Genomic DNA, 26907 nt, shown 5'->3' on the forward strand with positions numbered 1-26907 from the left:
GTCTACCGAATACAACTTTAAGTACGTGGCGAGCTAACATATAAAACCCCACTTCATCGAAGTGGGGCCTTCTCTATCTATTATCGTCTGCTCTTCAGCCGACAAGCATCTCTTACACTTTACGCGAAGTCAACTTCGCTTGCGTCAACAACATCAAGTAATCGTAGCCGCCAGCCTTGGAGTCGGTACCCGACATATTGAACCCGCCGAAGGGGTGTACGCCGACAAGTGCTCCTGTACATTTGCGGTTGATGTACAAGTTACCGCAATGAACGGTCTCCAATGCTTCTGCGATGCGATCTTCGTCCGTGGAGAAGTACGAACCCGTCAACCCGAACTCCGTGTCGTTGTACATCGCAATCGCTTCTTGCCAATCCGCAGCTTTCGCTATCGCGAGCACAGGTCCGAAAATTTCCTCCTGCATCAAGCGTGCTTTGCCGCTCACATCTCCGAACACGGTTGGCTGAATGTAATAGCCATTACCTTCTGCTTTACCTCCGCCAACCAGCAGCGTGCCTTCGCTCTTGCCAACCTCGATGTAGTCCAGAATCCGCTCATATGATGCTTTATCAATCACCGGACCTGCCGCGAAGTTTAACTCTGGCATTCCGCTTTGTAATCTGTTCGTGTAAGCGACAACCTTCTCGACCACTTCATCGTAGACCGATTCTACGATGATCGCGCGGGAACCCGCGGAACATTTCTGCCCTTGGAAGCCGAAAGCCGAAGCCACAATCGCAGCCGCTGCTGCATCCAGATCCGCCGTTTCGTCGACGACGATGCCGTCTTTTCCACCCATTTCAGCAATGACTCGCTTAATCCATATTTGCCCTGGAGCTACGTCAGCAGCCAAACGGTTAATCCGTAAGCCAATTTCTTTCGATCCCGTGAAAGAGATGAACCGTGTTTTCGGATGCGTCGTCAAATAGTCGCCAACCTCAGCACCACTGCCCGGAATGAAGTTAATCACGCCCGCTGGCAGACCTACTTCCTCCATCAACGCGACGAATTTATGTGCGATAACTGGTGTCGTAGAAGCTGGCTTCAGCAATACTGTATTCCCCGAAACAACAGCAGATACCGTCATCCCTACGCATATGGCAAGTGGGAAATTCCACGGTGGAATCACAACGCCAACGCCAAGCGGGATATAGGAAATCTGGTTATTCTCGCCAGGAATTCGCACCAACGGTTGTAACTCATTGATCCCACTCAAACGGATCATTTCACGCGCGTAGAACTCGATGAAATCGATCGCTTCCGCGGTATCCACATCGGCTTCTACGTAGTTTTTGCCAGACTCCAGGATCATCAGAGCCGAGAATTCATGCTTGCGAGCACGCATAAGTGCAGCCGCTTTGAACAAATATTCCGCGCGTTCTCTTGCGGGAACCTTTTTCCAGGACTCGAACGTTGCGAGTGCGGTGTTCATTGCTTTTTCAGCCAAAACCTGATCAGCCTTACTTACGTACCCGATCACTTCATCCACATTACCTGGATTAATCGATGTAATTTTCGCCTCTGTCATGACCTTCTCAGCACCAATATAAAGCGGATACTCGCGCCCAAGCTCACCCTTCACCTTCGCGATCGCCGCTTGCATCGCCTTCATATTGTCCTCTAGTGCAAAATTCGTAAACGGTTCATTCGCATATGGAATTACCTTCGTTGATAATGTCGTCATGTATAATAGCTCCTCTCCGAATAAAAAACTTATTTATTTGTTTATTGTTTATTTGATCCTTATTTGAACATATTTTTAAGAACAAACCAGACATTGGCTGGACGCTCCGCTAACCTTCTCATGAAATAACCGAACCAATCCACGCCATATGGCACATAAATGCGGACGCGGTAGCCGTCTTTCACCAATTGCTTTTGTAGATCTTCGCAGATCCCATAAAGCATTTGGAACTCGAACTGATCTTTCCCGATGTTATTCTCACTCACGAATTGTTTCGTGAAATTGATTATCGCCTCATCATGACTAGCGACAGCTGTATAATGTCCGTTCAACAAATGCTTCTGAATAATGACCTTGTAATTCTCATCGACAGCACTTTTCTCTGGAAAAGCAACCTCAGGAGACTCCTTATAAGCTCCCTTCACCAATCGCAAATTCGCACCAAGCTCATGCAAATCATCAATATCCTTTTGAGTACGGAACAAATAGGCCTGAATCACAATCCCTACATTGTCGTATTCTTGACGCAGCTCCCGATAAATATCTAATGAAACCTGACAATGCGCATAATCCTCCATATCAATCCGGACAAAATTCCCATGCATCCGAGCACGCTCCAGAATCCGTTTCATGCTGCTTACGCAAAGCTCTCGGTTAATATCTAGCCCTAAGGAGGTCATTTTCAAAGATAAATTGGAGCGAACACCTGACTCCGCAATCGCGTCAAGAGTTTGGATGCACATCGCAGCCGATTCTAACGCTTCATCCACGCTAAAAACAAACTCGCCCAAATGGTCCAACGTCGCTACGCGGCCATCTTGATTCAAACCGCGCACGGCATTGATCGATTGCTGAATCGTCTCACCAGCCACAAAACGTGCTGCGCCAAACCGGAGTCCGTATTTCTTTGCTAAGCGATTGGCTGCGCGACTTTTGCCAAGAGATTGAAACATATTACGCATCATGAGTTCCATCTGTGGTTGCCTCCAAGAAGAAATTGTACACTTATGTTTAATTTATATTCAAATTATACAACTTTATTTCAAATTTGAACACTACTTGTTTAAAAATAATTGCAAACTTGTACAAAAACCTTTTTATTCTTCTTATATCTGTACAATATTCATCCAAGCACCGGGTTGTGTTGAATCACCTACCTTTTCATGGTAAATTAAAACCAAATAAGGCGGATAAAAGAGGGTTATCATGTTCATTCCTGAACACTTTCCATTGCATACGCAGATTCAAACACTTCCAATAGAAACGAAACTTACCGAAGTTGCTGAGGCTATGTACAAAGGCACTGCCATACTCGTTCAACATAATCACACGACTGTGTTATTCACTCCTGAGGATGCTGAACTTTTGCAGTCCTTTTCTGCTGTGCATGTGGCTGATTTACTTCAAATGACCTCTTTTTTCAATACTCCACTGCTTAGCATTGCGAATCTGCTTGCTTTGGATCTTCAGGATCAAGCACTCCCCCAAGGATCGAAACGACACATCCTATGCACGGATGAACTAGGTACAATAGTAGGTTTTATTACTTTACAAGGGTTTGCTATTTACGCAATGAAAGAGCGGCAGAAGTGGTACGCCTACTTCAGTGCCCTCGCGGATACGGTGACTGATGCCGTAACTGTTGTTGACCGAGAAGGTGCCGTGATTTGCTGGAACCCAGTTGCAGAAGATCTCTATGGACTGCCGCGTGAAGACATTGTTGGCAAGCGCATAGGTGAACATTTTGATGTAGAAACCTTGATGGTTTTGAAAATGTTAGATGAGGGCCGGCTCATTCGGAATACGTATCATCGCCCAAGACCTGACACGCATGTACTCATTAATGCTTCACCGATTAAGGATGCCGAGGGTACGATCATTGGTGGTATTGCAACAGAACAAGATATTACCCAATTGGTGCGATTGAACGAACAATTAACTACCGTTGAGTCCGTTGGGCTACCTAATGAAGCTTCGCAAGAAGACCCTTTTGCTCTGATAAAAGGAAAAGGGCCTGCCATCGGCAAGGTTATCCAATGGGCCAAAAAAGTCGCGGCTACACATACCCCCGTCCTACTCATCGGAGAATCGGGCGTTGGGAAGGAGCAGCTCGCTCAAATCATTCATCAATCGAGTTCGCGAAGGGTTCAGCCTTTTTTAACTGTTCATTGCGGTATAGTGCCTGCAGGTATTCTGGAGACGGAGTTGTTCGGTTATCAAGGCGGGGCATTTAGCGGTAATGAAAGTGGTCAACCGGGCAAATTAGAACTGGCCAAAGAGGGTACACTATTTATTAACGATATTGAGAAAATGTCCCTAGAGCTCCAAGCCAAGTTATATCGCTACATCACGCAGCAGACACTTGTCCGTTCTGGCGGCAATCAACTGATTAATGTTCAAACGCGCATTATCATTGCGACTACGCAGGATCTAGCTAGCAAGGTTGCTTCCCATGATTTTCGAACTGACCTTTACTATGCACTGAATGTCGTTTCCATCCGAATCCCGCCATTGCGTGAACGGAACGAAGATATCCCGGCGATGGTTCATATGTATCTCAAGCAATTTTCGATGCACTACCAGAAACCAGCACCTACCCTTTCGCCTGAGGTCATTTTGGCACTGTCCCAATACGATTGGCCGGGCAACATTCAGGAATTGAAAAATATCATCGAGCGGTGCATTATTTTAAATGAAGATGAGATGATCACGCTTGAACATTTACCACCTGCCTTGCAAGAGCAGCAGCCAAGTCTCATTAAGGATACAGAATCCTCAAGTTTTCAACTGAAGGAACAAGCTACGGAAGCAGATGAAATCACGTTAATCGAAGAAGCTTTAGCCAAAACAGCGGGTAACAAAAGTGCAGCAGCCAAGCTTCTAGGGATTTCTCGCGGAACGCTTTACAATAAGATGAAAGAATTTGATTTGGAGTAAATTTATTTGAATAATCCCCCTTAAAGCCCTTGAAAATTCCAAGGGTTTTTTTGTGCAATTCCTTCAAGAATTTTCTTCACTCTAGCTTAGTAGAAGGAATAAATTGAAAAGAATTAACTTTTGTTGAATTGGAGGCTATCATCAAAGTGGTCTTGTAAGCACAAGAAAAAGCTCAAGTCACTATCATTCATTCCTAGTTGCAGCCATAGGTAATGAATAGTAGTAACATTGAGCCCGATTTTATATTAATTTTGAAAATTAATTGATAGTAATACCTGCACTCGCATAACCAACAACTGTATGAACAAGAGGAAGGATACTTGTTGCAGTAGTTGTGAAAACCATCATATATCGTGTTGTTGCAGTAACTGGAATAGCAATTGCAGTATTAATACCACTGCTAATAAATCCAAGATTCACTATACCAGTAAGTGGTGGTGCTAATGTAACTGAAGCACCTGAAACTGGAGTAAAGTTATTACTGTTTGCTGGTGCACTGTATAACTCTGCTCTTATGGTAACTGTTGTTCCAAGAAGGAGATTTAATCCTATTGTTTCACTAAAGGATGCTGAGATTGATGTGATCACTCCATCTCTTGGTACAGAAAATGCAAAGTCAAGTATTGGACCAACTATTGTACCTGTTAAATCAATTACTGGACCAGGAAGTATTGTGACATTTGGAGCCGAACTTCCAAATCCAACTAAACCTGCTGTTCCAACGAGTCCTGACAAAAGAGTTGTCATTACTATTGGACCACCAGATGCAAAAGGAATTATCGAGCCTGTGCCTGGTAGACCTGTTGCTCCGGTTGCTCCAACTGCTCCCGTTTCACCTGCTGCTCCGGCTGCTCCCGTTGCTCCGGTTGCTCCAGTTGCTCCAATTGCTCCTACCGTTCCGGCTGCTCCCGTGGCTCCTGTTGCTCCAGTTGCTCCAACTGCTCCAGTTTCACCTGCTGCTCCGGCTGCTCCCGTTGCTCCGGTTGCTCCAGTTGCTCCAATTGCTCCTGTTTCACCTGCTGATCCGGCTGCCCCCGTGGCTCCGGTTGCTCCGGTGGCTCCGGTGGCTCCTGCCGCTCCAACTGCTCCTGCTACTCCTGTGGCTCCGGTGGCTCCTGCTACTCCAGCTGTTCCAGCTGCTCCGGTGGCTCCGGTGGCTCCTGCTACTCCTGCTGCTCCGGCTGCTCCCGTTGCTCCGGTTGCTCCAGTTTCACCTACTCCTGGTCCCGTTGGTCCCATCGGTCCCATTGGACCCATTGGACCCATTGCTCCTACACCCGTTGGCCCCATTGGACCCATTGCTCCTACACCCGTTGGTCCCATTGGACCCATTGGACCCATTGGACCCATTGGACCCATTGGACCCATTGCTCCTACACCCGCTGGACCTGTTGGCCCCATAGGTCCTGCTAATCCTGGTGCACCAGTTGGTCCAGTGCCCCCAATTCCGTAAGGTCCTGTTGCTCCACGAGGTCCTGTATCACCCTGCGGTCCCATTGGTCCCATTGGTCCATGGTGTCCATGGTGTCCATGTTCCCCTTTAGGGCCAGTTGGACCTGTATGGCCTCTTTTACCTCTATCGCCATCGTCACCTTTTTTGCCTTTTGGCCCTTTTGGCCCTGTTGCTCCTGTTGCTCCGATTGCTCCGATTGCTCCTGTTGCTCCTGTTGCTCCATTTGCACCAGTTGCACCGTGTGCTCCTGCTTCTCCAGTTGCCCCTGTTGCACCAGCCGCTCCAGCCGCTCCTGTGAAACCTCTAAAACCGCGTGGACCGCGATCTCCTTTTGGGCCTTTTTTACAGCATTTCCGCTTGATTTTCACAAATACAATTTTGTGACAGTGTTTCTTCACTCTTTTCTTACGTTTATGGCAGCCGCATCCACTTACTTTATGGAGCTTCGCCCCACTTTTTTTATTAATTATACGCTTCTTTACTGTCGTGGTACTTTTCTTTTTGCCAACTAAGAGACTCAATTACAACACCTCCTGTGATGCTTCATCATACGGATTATCACAGAGGTTTGTCTGTACTTTTTGGCAATAGATGGTTGTCCATTCCAAAATATGCATATGACTATATGTAGTGAAAATGCGATTCTTCTATAGAAGCAAGTGTCAAGCTATTAGGATGATGAATGGTTAGCCGCTACCAAAATAATATGACGTACAGATAGTATTATTATAGTAAACAAGGTGATTTGGATATTAATACTGTTAAATATGAAATAATTTTAAAACATTGCAAAAAAAACTCTATCTCCTAGATTTCATTCCCACCAAACATCATAGGGTAATGAAAACTAACAGAATAGAGTCAATTTCTAAATTAAGTTTTGAATAGTATTTTAGAACTATTAGTTAAGTGTAATACCTGCACTTGCATAACCAACAACAGTATTAATTAGTGAAATACCTGCTGAAGTAGCAGAAAACACCATTAACAGACGTGTTTGCGCTGGAACAGTAATTGATAAACCTGTAGTATTACCACTAGTAATATCTCCTAATGATATGGGGGTTGCAAGTCCTGGTGTTAATGTTACGATTGCACCTGGAACTGGCGTAAACGAATTGCTGGTTGCCGTTGCGCTATATAGTCGTGCAGTTACTGTAATTGTCGTTCCTATGCCGAGCGCTAATGCTACAGTCTCACTGAAGAACGCTGAAATGTCTGTTATAGTTGATATTCTAGATACAGAAAATGCAAAATCAAGTAAAGGACCCGCAATAGTACCAGTTAAATCGATTACTGGACCAGGTAATAAGGTAACGTTAGAAACTGAACTTCCAAATCCCACCAGTCCTGCTGTTCCAGCTAAACCTAATGCAACAGTTGTCAAAGTAATTGGTCCACCAGATGCAAATGGAACAAACGCTCCTGTTCCTGGAATTCCTGTCGCTCCTGTTGCTCCAATTACTCCTGTTGCTCCAGTTGCTCCGGTTGCTCCTACTGCTCCGGTTGCACCAGTAGCTCCGGTTGCTCCTACTGCTCCTGTCGCTCCTGTTGCTCCTGTTGCTCCAGTTGCTCCTACTGCTCCTTCTGCTCCGGTTGCACCCGTTGCTCCTGTTGGTCCCTGTGGACCACCAGCTGGTCCCGTTGCTCCGGTTGCTCCTATGTCACCAGTTGCACCTGTTGCTCCGGTTGCTCCAACTGCCCCAACTGCACCTGTTGCTCCGGTTGCTCCTGTCGCACCTACTGCCCCAACTGCTCCTGTTGCTCCCGTTGCTCCGGTTGCTCCAACTGCACCTGTTGCTCCGGTTGCTCCGGTTGCTCCGGTTGCTCCAACTGCTCCATCTACACCTGTTGCTCCGGTTGCTCCTGTCGCACCTACTGCCCCAACTGCACCTGTTGCTCCCGTTGCTCCTGTCGCACCTACTGCCCCAACTGCACCTGTTGCTCCCGTTGCTCCGGTTGCTCCGGTTGCTCCAACTGCTCCATCTACGCCTGTTGCTCCGGTTGCACCTGTTGCTCCAACTGCTCCAGTTGCACCCGTTGCTCCTGTTGCCCCAACTGCTCCAACTGAACCCGTTGCTCCGGTTGCTCCGGTTGCTCCAACTGCACCTGTCGCTCCCGTTGCTCCGGTTGCTCCAACTGCTCCATCTACGCCTGTAGCTCCGGTTGCCCCTGTTGCTCCAACTGCTCCAACTGCTCCCGTTGCTCCGGTTGCTCCATCTACACCCGTTGCTCCGGTTGCACCTGTTGCTCCAACTGCTCCAACTGCACCCGTTGCTCCGGTTGCTCCCGTTGCTCCAACTGCTCCATCTACGCCTGTAGCTCCGGTTGCCCCTGTTGCTCCAACTAATCCAACTGCACCCGTTGCTCCCGTTGCTCCCGTTGCTCCAACTGCTCCATCTACACCCGTGGCTCCGGTTGCCCCTGTTGCTCCAACTAATCCAACTGCACCCGTTGCTCCCGTGGCTCCTACTGCTCCATCTACACCCGTGGCTCCGGTTGCTCCGGTAGCTCCAACTAATCCAACTGCACCCGTTGCTCCCGTGGCTCCTACTGCTCCTTCTATGCCCGTTGCTCCGGTTGCTCCGGTTGCTCCAACTATTCCATCTGCACCTGTAGCTCCTGTTGCTCCTGTTGCCCCGGCAACTCCTGTTGCACCTCCGGGTGGACCTTGTTCACCTACAGGACCAGTTGCACCTGTAGCTCCTGCAGCTCCTGTTGCTCCAGTAGCTCCTGTAGCTCCTGTAGCTCCTATAGTTCCTGTCACACCAGTAGCTCCTGCAGCTCCTGTTGCTCCAGTAGCTCCTGTAGCTCCTGTAGCTCCTATAGTTCCTGTCACACCAGTAGCTCCTGCTGCTCCGGTTGCTCCGGTTGCACCCGTAGCTCCTGTCGCACCTGTAATTCCTGTCACACCAGTTGCTCCTACTGCTCCTGTTGCCCCTGTAGCACCTGTAGCTCCTACTGCTCCTACAGCTCCTGTAACACCTGTTGCTCCTGTAGCACCTGCAGCACCCATGGCTCCAGTTGCCCCTGCTGCTCCTGTCGCACCAGTTGCTCCTGCTGCTCCTGTCGCACCAGTTGCTCCTGTTGCTCCTATAGGACCACCTTCATAAGGAAATTCAATTTCAATTTCCTCACCATTGTACAATTCAATTTCAATTTCTGAGACTTCATACCACTCTATGTCTTCTAAAAAATCCTCAAGTTCAGACATTCTTTGAATGGGGCCATCGCCTATTTCAAACTTTATTTTGTATTCTTCCTCGTTAAAATACTCGATTTCAATTTTTCTGATATTCATAATTCCAATAATTCCTACTAAATTCATTAACTGAGCAAGTTTACTCAACGTACTTACACCTCCTTATGATTTTGAATACTAGTTACATGCAACCGAGATACATTTTCTGTTAATAGAACCAACCTCCCTTAATTAAAAATGAAACTACTCTAGTTTCCTCGTATATTATATGTGTACAAACTTTCCGTGCATGGACGAATGAGAGAGGACATATGCCGCAAAAAACATTATTTGTAAATAATTGATTGATTTAGGTGCTGAAATTCGTGATGCAAGCCTTCCACCTCACTTCTAAACACATTATGAACATGGAATAGTTGATAGATTTCAAGTCATATGTACTGCAAAAAGAAGCGGCTGCACCCAATTTCATGGGGGGCCGCTTCTTTTATAAACCTGAGGTGTCCATGATAAACTGCATCACTACATCTCCTCTTGTGTCTTTCGGTACAAGGATACCTAAGCCATTATTCGTGTTAACACGGTGAAAGCTGAGAGAAAAAGCCGTTACCTTTAGAAAATCTTCAATTGCCGTCAACACACCGTTTTCTTCCCCATACTCATTCATCGCATTGTGCTGATCTTCATTAATGCCCCCTGTATCAACAAGCTCACTGGAACCAGCTCTTATCCCTTTTTTAGCATGCGGTTTTTGATATTGGAGAGGAATGGTTTCCGGAAAGTAATACGAATCACGTCTTCCATATGGCCACTCCGTATCATGAAGAATAACAATCGGAAATTCACCTGTTTTTGTTGCTATTTGCTCAATGGCCATTAATTCATGATATACGGTATACCAATTGTGGTCTCCGTCTATTAGAACCAGATCAGCAGTTTCGATCTCTGATAATATCTCCAGACTGTGCTTTTTATGAAGGACTAATTCCTCAGAAAATACAGCTTCATAAGCATAAGTATTAAATCCCGGTGCAGGATCAATAACTGTTAGCTTACTGTTCATCATTTTACAGAACTCAAGTAATTTAATCGTTGAACGACCTGCTAAGAAGACTCCAATTTCTACAATGTGAGAAGGCTCATATTTGATTAGAATAGGTTTAATTATTTTTTCAAAAAACCGTTCCATGCCACAACTCCTTTTTGATCACCATATTCTTCCAAAGGAAATTTGGTTCCCTATAACTTCATTTACATGCCGTGCCCTCTTTATGAAATTATGAATAGTTTAGAAAGACCAGGTTGGATTTTATCCCTACAAAGAAAGTGAGTGAACACGTTGATTACCATAAGTCTTTGCCTTATCGTTAAAAATGAGGAGAAAACACTTCGGTCTTGTTTATCTTCCGTTGCAAAAGCGGTTGATGAGATCATCATCGTAGATACTGGTTCTACCGACCAAACGAAATCGATTGCAAGCTCCTTTACAGATCGTATTTACGATTTCAAATGGATAGATGATTTCTCCGCAGCCCGTAACTTTGCTTTCCGGCAAGCCACGAAAGATTACATTCTATGGTTGGATGCCGATGATATTTTGAAGGAAGAAGATGGAAACAAGCTCATAGCGTTAAAAGCAGATCTGGCTTCTTCCGTCGATTCAGTAACGATGTTTTATAATTATGCGTTTGATGAATTTGGCACCCCTACTTTCAGATTCAAGCGAAATCGGTTGGTAAAACGGGAAAATCAGTTCAAATGGCATGGAGCGATTCACGAATATTTAGAGGTTAGCGGAAATATTGTGGACTCTGACATTACCGTAACGCATTGCAGAATCCATACGAAGAACGACAGGAATCTCAAAATATTCCAGAACAGGTTGTTGCGCGGAGAGACATTCACGCCAAGGGATTTATATTACTACGCGAATGAATTAAAAGATCATAACAAGTACCCAAAAGCAATTATTTACTACAATAAATTTCTAGCGACTGGAAAAGGCTGGGTGGAAGATGAAATTTCCTCCTGCAGCAATCTAGCGGATTGTTACAATGAACTAGGTAACAGTAAAATGGAACTCCAATCCATATTCCGATCCTTCCAATATAATAGTCCACGTGCCGAGTTCTGCTGCCGTCTAGGCTATTATTTTCTGAACCGCAAGCATTACGAACCAGCCATTTTTTGGTATAAATTGGCGACGGAATTGCAGGTTCCTACACACAATTGGGGATTTTCAAATCCTAAATTTTCAACATGGCTGCCACATCTCCAACTCTGTGTCTGTTACGACCATATAGGGCAACACGCCAGTGCTTATAAGCACAATGAAATTGCCCGGGGCTATAGACCCGACGACCGCAATATACGGCATAATAAAAAGTACCTTGAATCCGTCCTGCATATCTCAGAGAGCTCCGAATCTACTGAATAAACGAACAGCGGCTGCGCCCATTGGTACGAGGCGAAGCCGCTGTTTTTAAATGGTATCAACTTTCTTCCTCCAATATGGTTCGGTAAATTTCAAGATACTTGTCTGTCATCCCACTCGTTGTAAAATGTTCCAGCACATATTCGCGGAGCTCATAAGGATCCGGCAATGTCCCCTGCATCAATTTATTCGTCATCTCTTGGACGGAGTGGCAGATCAATTGAGGAAACCCGCTCATCACCTCAGGAACAGATCCATTCGGCAAGGCCAAGACAGGTGTTCCACATGCCATAGCTTCAATCATGACGAGCCCAAAGGGTTCCTCCACCAGCGTCGGAAACAACATGCATTTGGCATGCTTCAATAAATCTTGGCGCGCTTGCCCTCCGACTTCACCGACATATTGAATAGTTGGATTCAGCATGGTTTTGGAAAGAATTTCTTTATGGAAATAGTCATGATCATAAACGGGGCCAGCAATAATTAACTTTTGGCCTGCTCGCTCTGCCGCTTCAATCGCATGATGAACGCCTTTATAAGGAATAATAGCTCCGATGAAAAGCAGATAGTCACCTTTTTGATCAGAGAATTGAAATTCATCCGGGTTTAAACCGTTATAAACGACATGATCCTGAGGCCCGCCGAACAAGTCCCGATGCCTTTTGCTTAAATATACGGGATGTTTAACTGGATTGGTTAATGGATTATGGATCGTACAAACGGTTGGAATAGCAAGTTTTTTCTGACCGACAACAGAAAGCTGCGTATGATCATGAATAATATCTACCCCAGGTGGCAATGTCAGTTTTACAAAGCTAGGAATCTGCCACATGTCATGACCCTCATGTAAATAAGGCATCAGTTTCCCTCGAATCTGACTTCCAAACGGAGCATAGAGAATAACTTCATGCCCACGGTCTACAAGCTCCTCTGCCAGCGTATAAACAACTCGCTCTATACCGCCGTATTTTACGGGTGGAACGGGAAGATAATCTGGACTTATCAACGCAATCCTCATTCCTTATCCCTCCTACAAGTTATCAAAAACGAAACTATTCCTTACGAATAGGTATATAATGGCGTTCAATCCGGAAAGGCTTCTCTCGCTCCACTAGATCTGACGGATTGTATCCAAACTGATCCAACTCCAGCCCCGATACACCTAGCGACCATTTCTTAGAAAACCGTTCTGCATTCAAATAGGCGCTCGCTGAGTAATTCGTTTTGTTCGTTTGGAACGTACTTCCTCCATAGTGATGAACGTAAACGTCATTCGCTACCCACAGAATTTGACCGCTGACACGGGCTCTCAAACAGAAATCATCATCCTCATAATTCCCTGGGAAAAACCTCTCATCTAGCCCACCTATTTTGGCAATAAGATCCCTATGAAAAAGCATACAATGCCCGATCAGTTTATGTGGGAAGAAGCCTTGACCTTTATGTTGGAGTGACCAATGGCGTGCGAAAATCTCCATCTCTGCAGAAGACTTATAGGGGACATTATAAACGAGCTGTGCCCAAGCGACATTATTAGAACGAGGTCCAACGATTGCAATGTTAGGGTCTCTTTGTAGGCATCCAAGTAAACGAGACAACCAACCTTCAGTAACAACCGTGTCATTGTTCAACAAGCAAATATATTCACCGTCAGCTTCTGCGATCCCTTGGTTGTTGCCAGCTGCAAACCCCTTATTTTCCTGATTGCATATGAGCTTGGAGGAAGGAAGTGTCTGTAAATACGCAATGGTACCATCCGAGGAGCCGTTGTCTACAAACACAAATTGAATCTTAATACTGTCATCCTCATGACGCAAAATACTTTCTACGCATTCTTGCGTAAATTTTAATCCATTCCACGTAAGCATGACTATGGAAATAAGCGTAGACATCCCATTTCCCCCTTTCAATTCGCCCCTTTATTATCTAAAATGACCATAATATAAGTATTCATTTAATTTTCATATGGTGCAGACTCGTTAGAACAACCAATTTGGCATAAATGGGCACATATCGTTTCGTCGAATTGCAAAAAAAATCCCCTTTCCATTATCGGAAAGAGGACTCACTGTACCCTAACATTCAGCGCCGCTCATCTCATTGGTAAAAAATCGCTTATACTCTTTCGGCGTAAGTTTAATCGCTGACTCGCCTACATAATGAAACTGTAAAGCACGACGTTTCTTAGTTGATAGATTATAAGGAGTACCGTGCTTGAGTAACCCGTGGAATAAAATAATACCGCCAGGTAATAAAGGCACTGCGACATCCCTCTCTACTTGCACATGGGCATCACAAAGCTGCCAGTCTCTTATTGCATAATGAGGTGTCGCCCCATCGGCTTGTGAACCAGGTATGACATGCATACAACCATTATCTAACGCAGCTTCATCAAGGGCGATCCAAACGCCAACCACGGGTTTCTCAAAAGCCAAATTCCCATACGCCATATCTTGATGCCACGGCTTCTCCCCTCCACCATGCGGGGGTTTCAGCAGCGCCATATTCTGAACTAGCTTAGGTGTCTCACCGAGAATATCTTGTACCATAGACAGGATAGAAGGATGCTCAGCAATGCTCCTTAACTGCTCATCCACTTGAACAAAATTATGCACCTTACGAATCGCCAATTCCTTCTCTTCGTCGTTCTTCAACTCACTCACCGGCTTTGTGAATTGAATCTGCGCACCTTTATCATCTTTGAAAATAAGATCATTCAGCGCTTCGATCGAGAGTTCGACTTCTTCCTCATTTAATACATGTTCAACCGCAACGAAACCATCAATTCGATAACTAGCAAGATGCTCTTGATTCCAATTCGTAAAGCCATCTACTTTGTCCGCGATGCGCTCAAAGCGATAAAGCTTGGCTGATATTTCCTCTGGTGACTGGGATACTTGTTCTATTTTGGCCATAATGGGTAACCCCTCCGTTTAAATTATTTGACTATTTATATCTTTATTATAGGAATGGAAGGTAGTAAAATAAATGCATTAAACCACATTACTATTTGTACTATTTTACATAGAGGAGAAGTGATATTACATGTCAGTTTTCTCATCCCAGGTGTTAGAACTCAATCGCTATTTCGGTAAAACCATTTGTGAGGTGAATTGGAAGTGGAGCCGTGACCACGAGCCATTTGAAGACTTCGATTTCTGGTATGTATGGGAAGGCGAAGGTGAGGTCACCTTAAATAGCAAGATTTACCCTGTACGATCGGGAGATTGTTTCCTCTTCAAACCTGGAGATTTATCTAGCGCGGAGCACAATCCTGAACGACCACTTACGGTAACTTACATCCACTTTACAGCCGAAGAAGATCACACGCTTATGATGTCACTGCCCTCCTTCGTTCACTTCGATCCCGCAGAATTTCACGAAACCTATCTGGATCGTTTCGTACATGTACGTCGGACAGGAGCATTTGGTCATGAGGAAGAAGCCAACGCACTGCTGAAGCTAATTCTTCTGTTATTTGAGCGTCAAGCTCCTGCCAATCAAACAATTGCTGATCCTGCCAAGCGCTCGATGAATCGAGTCATGATGGATATCGCGGCACATATACGGCAAGATCCAGGGCGTCAACATCAGATTCAAGATCTAGCTAATCAAGCTCATCTTTCGCCACGATATTTCTCTCTAAAATTCAAAGAAATTATGGGTCAAACAATTGAATCTTATCTCATTCAATCCCGAATTGAGCGTGCCACCTATCTGCTTAAGCTAGGGATGAATGTCAGTGAAGTCGCTGAAGCGCTAGGCTATCGAAGCATCTACTTCTTTAGCCGCCAATTCAAAAAAGTAACAGGAAAGAACCCCTCACAGCTTCGCTCATGATAAATATTTTTTGCAACTTTGGCTGAGCGTGATAAAATGTACATTCACGACAGCATCGCGCTAGTACATCAAGGAAGGTTAGGTTATCATGCATTCATCCAATTTATTGCGCTCGTTTAACTTTTTGTATTTTGCATTACTTGCCCTCTTCGTCTCTTTTCTTCCCGTCTATTTGGACGCGCAGGGACTTTCTACATCTCGAATTGGTCTCATCATCGGGACTGGTGGTTTTATCGCCATCTTTTCGCAGCCATTATGGGGCATGATCAGCGATCGAACAAAAACGATCAAGAAGATCATGTTACTTCTCCTCTTCTGTTCCACCATTATCGGGTACTTGCTTTACGATTCCAAGAGCTTTATCGTACTGCTTCTATTTACGATGTTGCTTTATTTTTTCTTAATGCCGCTGGATCCATTGACAGAAAGCCTTAACTTCCAGACCGCGGAACGCCTGGGTACGAGCTATGGTTCCATTCGTACATTCGGTGCTGTCGGCTACGCGGTGATGTCGTTAATTGTTGGCTATGCGGCGCAGTATTTCGGCATTCATAGCTTGGCCTACCTTTTTGGCGGCATTGGCATATTGAGCTTGGTCATATGCTTGGCGTTGCCTGATGCACCTGTGACTGGGAAACCGATCTCACTGCGCAGTCTGCGAAATTTTCTAAGCAATAAAGAAACCATTTGGTTCATGGTCTTAATCTTCATTTGCGCAGTCCCACAGCGGATTAATGATACGTTTCTAGGAGTCTATATCCGTGAGTTAGGAGGCAGTAACCATCTGGTTGGCATAGCCTTCTTCTTAGCAGCTGGGAGCGAAATCCTAGTATTTGCCTTAAGCTTCTGGTGGCTGCGAAAAGGCAGAGAATTAGCCCTAATTTCATTCGCTGCCTTCTTCTATTTCTTGCGATTCTTTGTCAGCGCTTGGATAACGGATCCACATGTGCTTGTTGCGATTCAGCTTCTCCAAACGTTTACATTCCCTATCTTTTACTCCGCTGCGATTCAGTATTTGTATCAGATCGTTCCTGAAGAGTGGCGTGCAACTGGACAGACGGTGCTAGCTATCATCTTCTTCGGAGTCTCAGGTATCGTCGCTTCTTATCTAGGTGGATGGTTCTATCAGTCCTTTGGTGTACACACGTTATTTATCTGGGTGTCGGTCATGTCTTTTTCTGGATTCTTGTTAAGTCTGGTGCTGCGTGCGGTCTATCGTAAACAGAAGCTGGCAACCTAAGCTTTTTCTGCTAAAATGATAGGATAGAGATGAAACGGGGGCACATCATGGATTACATTATATTAGACATTGAATTTAACGGCCGCAAGTTTGCTAGTGATTTACCTATGGAAGTGATCGAGATCGGCGCAGTTCGCCTAGATGCTACACTTAAGCAAGTAGATGAATTTTCAGCGTTAATTAAACCTGTATACTTCTCCAAATTAAATGCTTTTATTAAGAAAAAAACGGGGATTCCCCAAGAAGATATTGATGAAGCGGCTGGTTTCCGCAAAGTGATTGCCGACTTCTTGGCTTGGCTCGGACGGAGTGATGAATTGTTGCTCGTCACTTGGGGTGGAGAAGATCTCAAGCGAATTGTATTTGATACGCGAATGCACAAATTAGATGATGCGTATTGGATGGCAGCTCACTATTTCGACTTATTGAAAGGGTTCACCCGCTTCAAAAAAGTAACCAACGACGTCAGCGTCGAAGCGGCGCTTATTGATTTGAACATCGTCGCTGAGGGCACAGCTCACAGAGCGTTGGACGATGCGAAGATGACAGCGGAGGTATTCCGCTCCATCTTCACCGAACTGGACTTTGATCGCAAGCAGCTCTACGTGGACATGTATACGAATGCCAAGGAACGCAGGCTGATCAAAACAGCCGTGAAAACCATAACGACACAGAAGGTTGTGCCGACCTGGGAGCTATTCGTAGAGAAATATTTCGCGGACAAAATAGAAGCAGCCGACGCTAAAAAAATCGCGGAAATGCAGACACTATTCGCCGCGGAGGTGGCGAAGCCCCCAACGAAAACCGCGGGTGGTGCAGCTACACAGTAGTGGCTGCGTTGTCCTAACATGTTCTCCCTGCTGGGAGGGAACGATGGTTCACTATTTATGTGTAACCTGGTGAAAATCGTCGACAAAGGGAACTACAGTGCCTTATTTCTCCGAAAAGCACTTCAAATTCCAATATTTAGTCATTTAGTGCATCTACGTTCCCCTTGGAGCACCTTTCGACCGATTTCCATCAAATAGCACACCTACGTTCCTCTTCATCGGTTCATTGTCTGGCATCATCAGTGGATGCCACAAAAAAGGAGCTAAGCGCATAAAGCCGCTTAGCTCCTTTTCATCGTGAGCCTTCATATCTCCAACCACACGCTCCCATAACGAAAAAGCCAACCGAACCGATTCACTTTGCTCTGCAAGTTATCGATTAGATTGACTTTCTATCATTTCAACCATTACAGTTGATCCACACCCAGACGGTTCGCATAAAAACCGGAAATCACTTTGTCATTGGTCGTCTTGGATCCATTAGACTGTAAGGAAAGTAAAGTATCGGTTAGCTCCATAAACCACATCTCATCCTTGATGCCAAGGGCAACGTCGATCATACTGCGCACGCCATCTTCTGAATCAAGTCCGCTTATTGGCAGTGCCTTCACACTGGAGAGTTTCACTTCAATTTGATGACCAATAATTTCATCTTGATCCGAAGCAATGACATGAACGAAGGCGATACCATGCTGCCAAGCGATCGCTCCCACATATCCATGAACCATTTCATCTTCACTTGTTGTTGCGACTACCCAATCACCAATTGCAACATTCAACATACGCCTCGCCACCTTCACTCGAATTGTTACTGCATACTGTAATTATAATGATTACAGTATGCAATGTCAAGTGAAGGTTAAATAAGCTAGAGGCATCCACAAATTATGGATACCTCCTCTATTTGCAACTTATTTCAAGCCTGTTGTTGCAATCCCATCAATAAATTTCTTCTGCGCGAAGAAGAATACGAGTAAGAGTGGAACGGTAGCCATCACAGATGCTGCCATTAACAGGTGCCAATCCGTACCTGCTGTATCGGTGAATAACTTCAAAGCAATCGGTAGTGTAAACAACTTCGAAGAGCTGATGTAAATTAACGGATCAAGGAAATCCTCCCAGCTGTGTAAGAAGGTGAAAATCGATAAAGTCGCGAATGCTGGTGTTGCCATTGGCACCATGATGCGCCAGAATGTCTGCCAAGGCGTACTGCCATCCATTTCAGCTGCTTCATCCAAGTCCTTAGGAATCGTTATGAAAAATTGTCGAAGCAAGAACACTCCGAAGATGCCGCCTGCCCCTAGCATAGGTGGGATGATTAGCGGGAAGTGATTATTCACGAGCCCTAACTTAGAGAACCAGATAAAGTTCGGAATAATCGTAACCTCATTTGGGATCATCATCCCGCTTAGAAGAATAAGGAAGAAAACATTTTTGTATGGAAAATTAATCTTAGCAAAAGCAAAACCAGCTAACGCTCCAAAAATGCACGTTCCTACCGTTACCACAACCGCGATGTACACACTATTCGAATAATGCGTTATAAATAAGGACTGTACCTTAAACACTTGCGAATAATTGGACCATACAATCGGACTCGGAATCCATTGGGGAGGAAACGAAAATATTTTCGTTTGATCTTTAAGTGATGTAGTCACCATCCAGACAAACGGCATCAAAATGATGGCAGAGACAATCGTTAGAAACAAATACGATAAGGTATTACCAAGCATTCGGATGGATTTATTGCTCATGATGCACCCACCTTTTTCTGAAGTTCCACTGCACCATGGTAAGTACGAGTACTAAGAAGAAGAGGATAAACGCAACAGCAGATGCGTAGCCAAATTCATATGTTTTAAAGGCTAACTTATAGATGTAGTACACGAGCACACTTGTACTATTCCCAGGACCGCCATCGGTCATAACACTGATCTGCGAGAACACTTTCAGTGAACCAATCAGGGTAATGATTAATGTTAGGAATAGCGATGGCGAAATCATCGGTAATGTAATTCTCGTGAACTGCTTCCATTTCGATGCACCATCAATCGTAGCAGCTTCATAGTACATTTTCGGTACATCCTGCAAGGCCGCGAGGAAGATAACCATGTTCATGCCCACTTTTTTCAACACACTGACGAGAATAACAACTGGCATCACGAGTGTCGTATTGTACATCCAAGCAGGGCCCGTAATGCCGAAGAAATGCAGTATCTGATTTACCAATCCAGCATCTGTAGCGAATACATATTTCCACACGATAGCCCAAACAATAATAGATGTGACGACAGGTGTGAAGATAGCAGTTCGGAAGATGCCAACACCGGGAAGTTTCGTCGATAATAGTAAAGCAAGTCCTAATGCTAACATGAGATTAAGCGGAATTAGTCCTGCGGAGAAATACAAGGTATGGCCCACGGACGACCAGAACAGTTCATCATCCGTTAATACTTTCACGTAGTTATCAACTCCAACAAATTTCGTTGCATGCAGGAGCGAATAACTGGTGAAACTAAGTCCAAAGGCACTAATGATCGGTCCAGCCATAAAAATCAAGAACCCGAGCATCATCGGTGCAATAAATAGATAGCCATATATCGCATTTCTGCGTTTAATTCGACTGAAGTCGTTTCGTTTTTTCGTAACTACTGTTGCTGCTGGCACCTCAGCGGGTGCTGCTCTATACGTATCCATGGTGTTTGCTACACTCCTTTGTGAGACAATGGCCAAGCAGATCAGCTTGGCCACAGTTCTAGTCCAATTCGATCATTGCGCTAGAATTGCATTAACATCTGTTTCCAACTTCTTAAAGATATCGGGAACTGTCCCTGCTTGCGTATAGATCGCATCAAAGTGCAGCTTCATTTTGTCATCGATTTTTTGGAAGTTAACGAAACCTTGACGAACGCGAGCAGCTGCCATTTGATCCAGTACCGCTGTTTTCATGCTCTCAGGAGATGGTCCTTGCTTCAAGAATCCGTCGGAATTAAGAACAGATTTACGACTTGGCACGAAGAATTGGGATGTGATCGCCATGTTTTCTTTGTTGCTTAAGTACTTAACAAGCTCAATGGCTTCAGCAGTATTGGAGTTGTTTTTGGGAACCATGTAAGCTGCATAGCCAAGTGTTGTTCCTTGACCGCCAGCTGCTTTCGGCATAGGAGCGATATCCCATTCAAAATCTTTGATTGCTTTGGCTTTCCCCATGTAGCTAAGCAAGTCTTGTTGCATGCCAATTTTTCCAGATTCGAATCCTGTTTGGTCACCTGGCTTCGGATGAACCTTCGTTTTGAACATAGCATCACTGAAGAATTGAAGTGCCTGCTGGCCTTGTGGTGTATTCAAAGCAACTTTCTTACCATCTTTGGTGAAGAAATCAGATCCATATGCCCAAACCAATGTTTGTAGCGACTCGATCCAGCTCCGTCCCCATCCACCTGGACGAATCAAGTTCATCCCGTAGATCCCTTTATCTGGTTGAGAAATCACGATAGCTGCTTTATTCATTTCATCATAGGTCCAGTTGCCTTCTTTATAGAGTTCTGAAGGCGTTTTCAAATTTTTCTCTTTGAATAAATTTTTATTGTAATACATCATATTAGGAGGTGTTGAGAAAGCCACACCATACAGTTTATCTGCCTTTGTCACTAAGTCTAATGTAGATGGAATGAGATCGCTTGCATCATATGCCGTATCAGTTTTGATGGCTGAAATGTCTTCCATCTGCCCTGCTTCAAGAAATTGTGGAATACCTCTTTCGAGCATCCAGATCACATCTGGTGCTGTTTTGGAAGCAAGCATTACGGACATTTTCTGTAAGTAATCTGCGGATGGAATGATCATGATTTCGACACTGACGTTTGGCTTTGTCTTCCTATAATTCGCGATCATATCCTCGTACATTTTTTTATGCTCGTCAGTTCCCCAAATGCTGAATGAAAGCTTTACGTCCTTCGCTGGTGTTTTCGTTGCATCTGCTGCTTTAGAACTTGCTGGTGATGTTGTTGTAGAAGCTGTTTCTTTCGTTGAACTGCAGCCTGCAATAAAACTACTAACTATCAAAACAGATGTCGTTAAGAGTAGTGCTTTCTTCATCGTATTAATCCCCTTTTTCTTCAAGTGGTGTGAAGCGCTTACATACCCAATTATAAACCGTGATCATTTATAGGATAACGCTAAAAAATCTATAAAAGGTTCAAAATAGCAAGGTCTTTTACGACTTAGAACAAACCGACTACTGATCCCGGAACTCGGACGGTGTACATCCCGTATGCTGCTTAAACAGTGAAGCAAAATATTTATGATTGACAATGCCACACATCACCGCAACCTCAGACACTTTCAGTGTCGTTTCTTTCAACAGTTTTCTCGCCTTCTCCATACGGCGTTCTGTCACGAAATCAGACAAATTCTGCCCCGTTTCCCTCTTGAACATATTGGATAAGTATTTCGGGTTAAGGTAGACGCGCTCAGCTAGAAACTGTAAGGAAATATCCTGATTGAGATATTCATTCACCAGCTCTCTTACCCTTCGGATCAATAAACGATCCGTATCATCAGGCACAACAGTCACTGTTGCATTGGAATTGGGCTGCTTAGTTATATGAAGCTGCGAACTAATTTTCTGAAGAACTTGGGCTAACTCTACACGTTCGATGGGCTTCAATAAATAATCACTTACGCCATATCGCAAAGCTTCTCTCGCGTAAACAAACTCATCGTACCCACTTATCACGACAAAAAGGAGATTCGGATGAGACTCTTTCGCTCGCTTGATCAATTCGATTCCGTTCATTTCACTCATACGAATATCGGTAATAATGAGATCCACTTGATCTTGCGTTTTCAACCAATCTAATGCCTCACGGCCGTTACTTGCTTCCGTAATTCGCAGTTTCGAGGTAATTACATCTTCAATGATTTTCTTAAGTCCTTGCCTGATCTTCAACTCATCTTCGACTAACAAAATATGCATACTATTCCTCCCACTGAAATGGTATACGAATGCAGAAGGATGTGCCTTCAGGACCCGTGTGTGCAATAGACAAACCGTACGACTCACCATATAAAATCACTAGACGCTGATGTATGTTGCGGAGGGCAAAACCTTTTGATTTTTTATCTGAAAGTAAGCCGGATTGATGACGTTCTGGTTCAATTAATCGTTGCTCCACGAGTTTCCTGCGCTCTGGATTAATACCCTTGCCGTTATCTGTCACAAATATATAGAGATCCTGACCCTCGGCTTTGGAGGTAATTTGTATCGTAATCGGCTCTTTGGCAAGACCGTGTTCAATCGCATTTTCCACTATAGGCTGAAGAATAAGCTTCGGTACCATCGCATACTCGTGTGAAAAATCCACAAGGATTTCTGCACTCAGCTGGTCTTCTAGTCGGAAGCTTTGGATATTCAAATAGTTTTGGACAAACGCCAACTCATCCTTCAAATACACGAATCTCTCCTGTTTATCCACCGTATACCTCAGCAGCTTTCCTAAGCTCGTGATAACTTGAGATAACTCGTTATTCCGTTCTTTCACCGCGACCATATTGATGGATTCCAATGTATTATAAAGAAAATGAGGATTGATCTGACTTTGCAGCGCATTCAATTCCGAATCCTTCTCCCGTAACCTGAGCTCATACATCTCTTTGATCATGATATCCAGACGAGAAACCATGCTGTTAAACCCTTCTGTTAACAAACCAATCTCGTCATTCGAATAGACAGTAGCTCGTTCTTGAAAATCTCCACCTTGAACACGCCGCATTTTGCGTTGTAAATGATGGACAGGCTTAACCAGCCTATTCGATGTAAATAGTGCGGCTCCAAAGGCAAATATGAGCGAAACAACTGAGATCCACAAAGTGAAGCTTGTGAGCTTACGTGCATCCTTCAAAAGATCTTCCTTAGGAATCGTGCCGACAATCTGCAGACCGCCGTACCCCGTAGTACGCAAAGATGTGATAATATCCGAAGAGCTTGTACTTACAATTTCATCGTAGGAAGGAAGTGGAGCTTCTTTTGTAAACGGGTAGATCGGTTGCAAACTTTCATTGAAGACATACAATTTACTGTTTTTTGAGACTTTTACCGTGGACAAAATTTTCTCAAAGCCTTTACTCGTCAAATCTACCTTCACATAGCCGAGCTCGCGATTCGTGAGTGGATCTTTAATCAATCGTGCAAAAGACAAGGCTTCTTTCGGTTTGTTCAGATAGTAATTCCACGCCACAGGAGGTAGAATAACCAATCCACCGTCCTTCTGCTTGACTTGCTCCATCCAAGCCGAGGTATTAGGCTCCCAGTTTCCCTTGATCGTTTCCGTCAGATTGCTGAACAACGTCCCGTCCAAAGCAAATATGAACACACCTTCTAACTCCGTCCGATCAATTATGATGGATGCAATGAGTTGACTCATCTTAATCTGCTCTTCAATACTTTTGTAGTTGCCGCTAACTGTAGCGATTTTATGTTTTTCTAAAATTTGCAATAAATTCGCATCATAGTACATCGCAATTGTAATTCGCTCGATATCTTTCACATAGCGTTCTAAATTAATCGACAACTGCTCCACAATTTGATCTGAGTACGTTTTAGCCTCTCTCTCGACATTGGTCGAATACTTCTGATAGGTTAAATAGCCACTAAATAAAAATGGTAGCGTTATCATAAGACAAAATAAGACCAGAAATTTCGTACGTAAGGACACGAACGGCGATTTATTTAGCTTCACAGGCTCCCCTCGCTTCTTATGCGTGCTAGTATTGTAGGAAAGTATAAATTGTCCCTGTTAAATTTACAAGACAGTTCTGACATTTTATGAAAGGAAAAGAGTCCAGACCTTCGGAGTTTTAATGCTAAGGAAACTCATTAATACAACCAAGCGGGCACTTATATGAATGACAACTAGACTAGCAATCAAAGTCCAAAAATATTATGGGCACCAATTAGTGTGCCCCATTGTAGCCAGGACATCAATCTCACTGGAGTAGGATGAAATCGATTGTACTTTTACGATTACTTGGTTCTCATTGCATCTCCCTGCGCCTTTTTTTCCCACTCCAAGGAGTAAAAGCGCATTACAATTTCCATTTGGAAGTGGTTTCCGCTAAGAAAAGACCTCCCTAGAGGTCTTTTTCTGTTTTTGAATTAATGTAGGCTTATTCATTAATTATATTGAGAAACTAAATCATATTGTTCATGTTTCAATGACATCATTCATTTAATGGCAAGATCGTTCATCTTATAATGAATCAGTAATGAACAATTTGTGTGAAATCGGAGGTAACCTTCTATGAAGAAAATGGGAATAGGCTTGCAATTATACACACTACGGGATGAAATGGCTCAAGACGCAACAACGGCTTTGCATAAGGTAGCCGAGATGGGTTATGAGGGTGTCGAGTTTGCAGGTTATTACGATTTTAGCCCTGAACAGTTAAAGGAATTGCTTACCACCTTGTCATTGAAAGCCATTGGCAGCCATGTAAACCTGGAACGACTACGAAACCATTTAGAAGAAGAAATTGCTATGAATGTTGCTATCGGCAGCCGTTATGTCGTCTGTCCAGGAATCAATCAAGAACAGCGGCAGGCACTTCTCGAAACTGTTACTTTTTTTAACAAGTGCAGCGAGCAGTTCGCAAGCAAAGGCATCGCATTTGGCTTTCATAATCACTATGTTGAATTCACCGAAGCTTATGGGGATCAGATTTGGTTTGATGCATTTATGGGAAGTACATCCCCAAACGATATGAAGAGCGAGCTCGATGTTTGCTGGGTACATAATGCTGGCTGCGACCCTATTGCTTACCTCGACAAATATGCCGGACGCATACCTTTAATTCATTTGAAGGACATTCGCAAGTTCGAAGGCGGCACTTATCAAACGGTGGAACTGGGGCGCGGTGAAATGAATTTACCAGCCATTATTGGTGCTGCAGCAAAGGCGGGAACAGAATGGCTCATCGTCGAACAAGACGATTGCGACTTGCCTGCGTTAGAAAGTGTACAGATAAGTATGGATTGGCTAAGCCAGAATTATAGGTTTATGGAGGTCATTTAAGATGGCGAAAACACTTAAAGGGGCAATTATTGGTTGCGGGGGAATTGCGTTCGAGAAATATTTCCCTGCACTTTCCAAGTTGAAGGAACTAGAACTGGTCGCTTTCTGCGATATTATTATCGAAAAAGCAGAAAAAGCAGCGGCAGCATACGGTTCAACGGACGCAAAAGCATTTTACGATTATAAAGAAGTCCTAGCAAATGTCGCCATTGATGTCATCTATGTATGTACGCCGAACGATTCGCATGCGGAGATCTCTATCGCGGCCATGGAGTCAGGCAAGCATGTCATGTGTGAGAAACCAATGGCTAAAACGGCTGCAGAAGCACAAGCCATGGTGGATGCTGCCAAACGTACAGGCAAAAAGCTCTCGATTGGCTATCAGAATAATTTCCGACCAGACAGCCGCTATTTACAACAAATTTGCGATAATGGAGAGCTCGGGGACATCTATTTTGCCAAGGCTCATGCGATACGCAGACGCGCTGTTCCAACCTGGGGCGTCTTTCTAGATCAAGAGAAACAAGGGGGTGGCCCTCTCATTGATATCGGTAGCCATGCGTTGGATTTAACACTTCGGATGATGAACAATTACGCACCAAAATGTGTTTTGGGCAAGGCCTATCACGAGCTTAGCCGTAAAGAAAACGCAGCGAATCTCTGGGGACCGTGGGATCCGGAAAAGTTTACGGTGGAGGATTCTGCTTTCGGCCTCATAACGATGCAGAACGGTGCGACCGTTATACTCGAATCCAGTTGGGCACTTAACTCACTTGACACTTTAGAGGCCAAAACGACGCTTTGCGGTACGGAAGGCGGAGCGGATATGCGTGACGGACTCCGAATTAATAGCGAAAAACTCGGTAGAATGACTACGACCATCATCGATTTGAGCGCAGGAGGCGTCGCTTTTTTTGAAGGCCAAACAGAGAGTCCAAGTGACTTGGAAGCTCGGTTGTGGCTCGAGTGCATCCTTCATGATACCGAACCGTTGGTAAAACCGGAGCAAGCGCTTGTTGTCACTCAAATATTAGAAGCCATTTATGAGTCATCGAGGACTGGAAAAGCTATTTATTTTGAGTAGCCTCTTTTGAAACAAAAGTAAACAACAGCCGCCCAGATCAAGGGCGGTCACGTTTGCGTACAGAAATATTTGCGCACAACTGCCTAGAAAGTTTGTATAATTACCTGATAGAACCAAAACATGAACGATTT

Annotated in this window: 21 protein-coding genes; 7 read left to right on the forward strand and 14 right to left on the reverse strand. The window is 44.5% G+C overall.

The window, feature by feature from the left end:
* Positions 1 to 112 precede the first annotated feature (112 nt).
* Together pruA and HQN88_RS03210 are read right to left on the reverse strand one after the other, a co-directional pair.
* Positions 113 to 1684: an L-glutamate gamma-semialdehyde dehydrogenase gene (gene pruA / locus HQN88_RS03205; protein ID WP_173108760.1), complete on the reverse strand. Its 1572-nt coding sequence runs from the start codon at positions 1682 to 1684 to the stop codon at positions 113 to 115.
* Positions 1685 to 1743: 59 nt separating this feature from the next.
* Positions 1744 to 2658 carry a proline dehydrogenase family protein gene (locus HQN88_RS03210; RefSeq protein WP_173108761.1) on the reverse strand — a complete coding sequence of 305 codons (915 nt, stop codon included), beginning with the start codon at positions 2656 to 2658 and terminating at the stop codon, positions 1744 to 1746.
* Positions 2659 to 2890: 232 nt separating this feature from the next.
* On the opposite strand from HQN88_RS03210, the gene HQN88_RS03215 reads away from it, so the two are divergent.
* Positions 2891 to 4621 carry a sigma-54 interaction domain-containing protein gene (locus tag HQN88_RS03215; protein WP_173108762.1) on the forward strand — a complete coding sequence of 577 codons (1731 nt, stop codon included), beginning with the start codon at positions 2891 to 2893 and terminating at the stop codon, positions 4619 to 4621.
* Positions 4622 to 4879: 258 nt separating this feature from the next.
* Here the strand turns inward: HQN88_RS03215 and HQN88_RS03220 are convergent, their stop codons facing one another.
* From HQN88_RS03220 to HQN88_RS03230, 3 genes are all read right to left on the reverse strand, one after another.
* Entirely contained in the window at positions 4880 to 6595 is a 1716-nt protein-coding gene (locus HQN88_RS03220; protein ID WP_173108763.1) for an exosporium glycoprotein BclB-related protein, read from the reverse strand.
* Positions 6596 to 6975: 380 nt separating this feature from the next.
* The gene (locus tag HQN88_RS03225; RefSeq protein ID WP_216855623.1) at positions 6976 to 9090 is read right to left on the reverse strand and encodes an exosporium glycoprotein BclB-related protein; all 2115 of its coding nucleotides are present in this window, start codon (positions 9088 to 9090) and stop codon (positions 6976 to 6978) included.
* Between the two features lie 673 nt (positions 9091 to 9763).
* Entirely contained in the window at positions 9764 to 10465 is a 702-nt protein-coding gene (locus HQN88_RS03230; RefSeq protein ID WP_173108764.1) for a class I SAM-dependent methyltransferase, read from the reverse strand.
* Between the two features lie 141 nt (positions 10466 to 10606).
* On the opposite strand from HQN88_RS03230, the gene HQN88_RS03235 reads away from it, so the two are divergent.
* Positions 10607 to 11713: a glycosyltransferase gene (locus HQN88_RS03235; RefSeq protein WP_337995214.1), complete on the forward strand. Its 1107-nt coding sequence runs from the start codon at positions 10607 to 10609 to the stop codon at positions 11711 to 11713.
* Positions 11714 to 11768: 55 nt separating this feature from the next.
* On the opposite strand, the gene HQN88_RS03240 is transcribed toward HQN88_RS03235, so the two are convergent.
* From HQN88_RS03240 to HQN88_RS03250, 3 genes are all read right to left on the reverse strand, one after another.
* On the reverse strand, positions 11769 to 12728 hold the full coding sequence (locus HQN88_RS03240; RefSeq protein ID WP_173108766.1) for a glycosyltransferase family 4 protein: 960 nt from the start codon (positions 12726 to 12728) through the stop codon (positions 11769 to 11771).
* 34 nt (positions 12729 to 12762) lie between these two features.
* Positions 12763 to 13602, reverse strand: a complete 840-nt coding sequence (locus tag HQN88_RS03245; protein WP_173108767.1) for a glycosyltransferase family 2 protein — start codon at positions 13600 to 13602, stop codon at positions 12763 to 12765.
* A 183-nt stretch (positions 13603 to 13785) separates the two neighbouring features.
* On the reverse strand, positions 13786 to 14625 hold the full coding sequence (locus tag HQN88_RS03250; RefSeq protein ID WP_173108768.1) for a phytanoyl-CoA dioxygenase family protein: 840 nt from the start codon (positions 14623 to 14625) through the stop codon (positions 13786 to 13788).
* Between the two features lie 130 nt (positions 14626 to 14755).
* Here HQN88_RS03250 and HQN88_RS03255 point away from each other — a divergent pair, with 130 nt between their 5' ends.
* The 3 genes from HQN88_RS03255 to HQN88_RS03265 all read left to right on the forward strand — a co-directional run bounded on the left by HQN88_RS03255 (position 14756) and on the right by HQN88_RS03265 (position 17620).
* Positions 14756 to 15550, forward strand: coding sequence for a helix-turn-helix domain-containing protein (locus HQN88_RS03255; protein WP_173108769.1), 795 nt, complete (start codon positions 14756 to 14758; stop codon positions 15548 to 15550).
* 88 nt (positions 15551 to 15638) lie between these two features.
* A complete protein-coding gene (locus HQN88_RS03260) occupies positions 15639 to 16790 on the forward strand; it encodes an MFS transporter (RefSeq protein WP_173108770.1) in 1152 nt (383 codons plus the stop codon).
* 47 nt (positions 16791 to 16837) lie between these two features.
* Positions 16838 to 17620, forward strand: coding sequence for a 3'-5' exonuclease (locus HQN88_RS03265; protein ID WP_173108771.1), 783 nt, complete (start codon positions 16838 to 16840; stop codon positions 17618 to 17620).
* Positions 17621 to 18027: 407 nt separating this feature from the next.
* Here HQN88_RS03265 and HQN88_RS03270 read toward each other — a convergent pair whose 3' ends face one another.
* From HQN88_RS03270 to HQN88_RS37990, 6 genes are all read right to left on the reverse strand, one after another.
* Positions 18028 to 18402 (reverse strand): hypothetical protein, encoded by a 375-nt coding sequence (locus HQN88_RS03270; RefSeq protein ID WP_173108772.1) that lies wholly within the window; start codon positions 18400 to 18402, stop codon positions 18028 to 18030.
* 129 nt (positions 18403 to 18531) lie between these two features.
* Entirely contained in the window at positions 18532 to 19374 is an 843-nt protein-coding gene (locus HQN88_RS03275; protein WP_173108773.1) for a carbohydrate ABC transporter permease, read from the reverse strand.
* Positions 19364 to 20317, reverse strand: a complete 954-nt coding sequence (locus HQN88_RS03280) for a carbohydrate ABC transporter permease (RefSeq protein WP_173108774.1) — start codon at positions 20315 to 20317, stop codon at positions 19364 to 19366. The genes HQN88_RS03275 and HQN88_RS03280 overlap by 11 nt, the downstream gene beginning before the upstream one ends.
* A 72-nt stretch (positions 20318 to 20389) precedes the next feature.
* Positions 20390 to 21718: an ABC transporter substrate-binding protein gene (locus HQN88_RS03285; RefSeq protein WP_173108775.1), complete on the reverse strand. Its 1329-nt coding sequence runs from the start codon at positions 21716 to 21718 to the stop codon at positions 20390 to 20392.
* Between the two features lie 139 nt (positions 21719 to 21857).
* A complete protein-coding gene (locus HQN88_RS03290) occupies positions 21858 to 22598 on the reverse strand; it encodes a response regulator transcription factor (protein WP_173108776.1) in 741 nt (246 codons plus the stop codon).
* Between the two features lies 1 nt (position 22599).
* A complete protein-coding gene (locus HQN88_RS37990; protein WP_173108777.1) occupies positions 22600 to 24360 on the reverse strand; it encodes a sensor histidine kinase in 1761 nt (586 codons plus the stop codon).
* Positions 24361 to 24921: 561 nt separating this feature from the next.
* On the opposite strand from HQN88_RS37990, the gene HQN88_RS03300 reads away from it, so the two are divergent.
* Both HQN88_RS03300 and HQN88_RS03305 read left to right on the forward strand, forming a co-directional pair.
* Positions 24922 to 25692, forward strand: coding sequence for a sugar phosphate isomerase/epimerase family protein (locus tag HQN88_RS03300; RefSeq protein WP_173108778.1), 771 nt, complete (start codon positions 24922 to 24924; stop codon positions 25690 to 25692).
* Position 25693: 1 nt separating this feature from the next.
* Positions 25694 to 26776 (forward strand): Gfo/Idh/MocA family protein, encoded by a 1083-nt coding sequence (locus HQN88_RS03305; protein ID WP_173108779.1) that lies wholly within the window; start codon positions 25694 to 25696, stop codon positions 26774 to 26776.
* The last annotated feature ends 131 nt before the right edge of the window (positions 26777 to 26907 follow it).

This window comes from Paenibacillus qinlingensis (assembly GCF_013204845.1).
GTDB lineage: Bacteria > Bacillota > Bacilli > Paenibacillales > NBRC-103111 > Paenibacillus_E > Paenibacillus_E qinlingensis.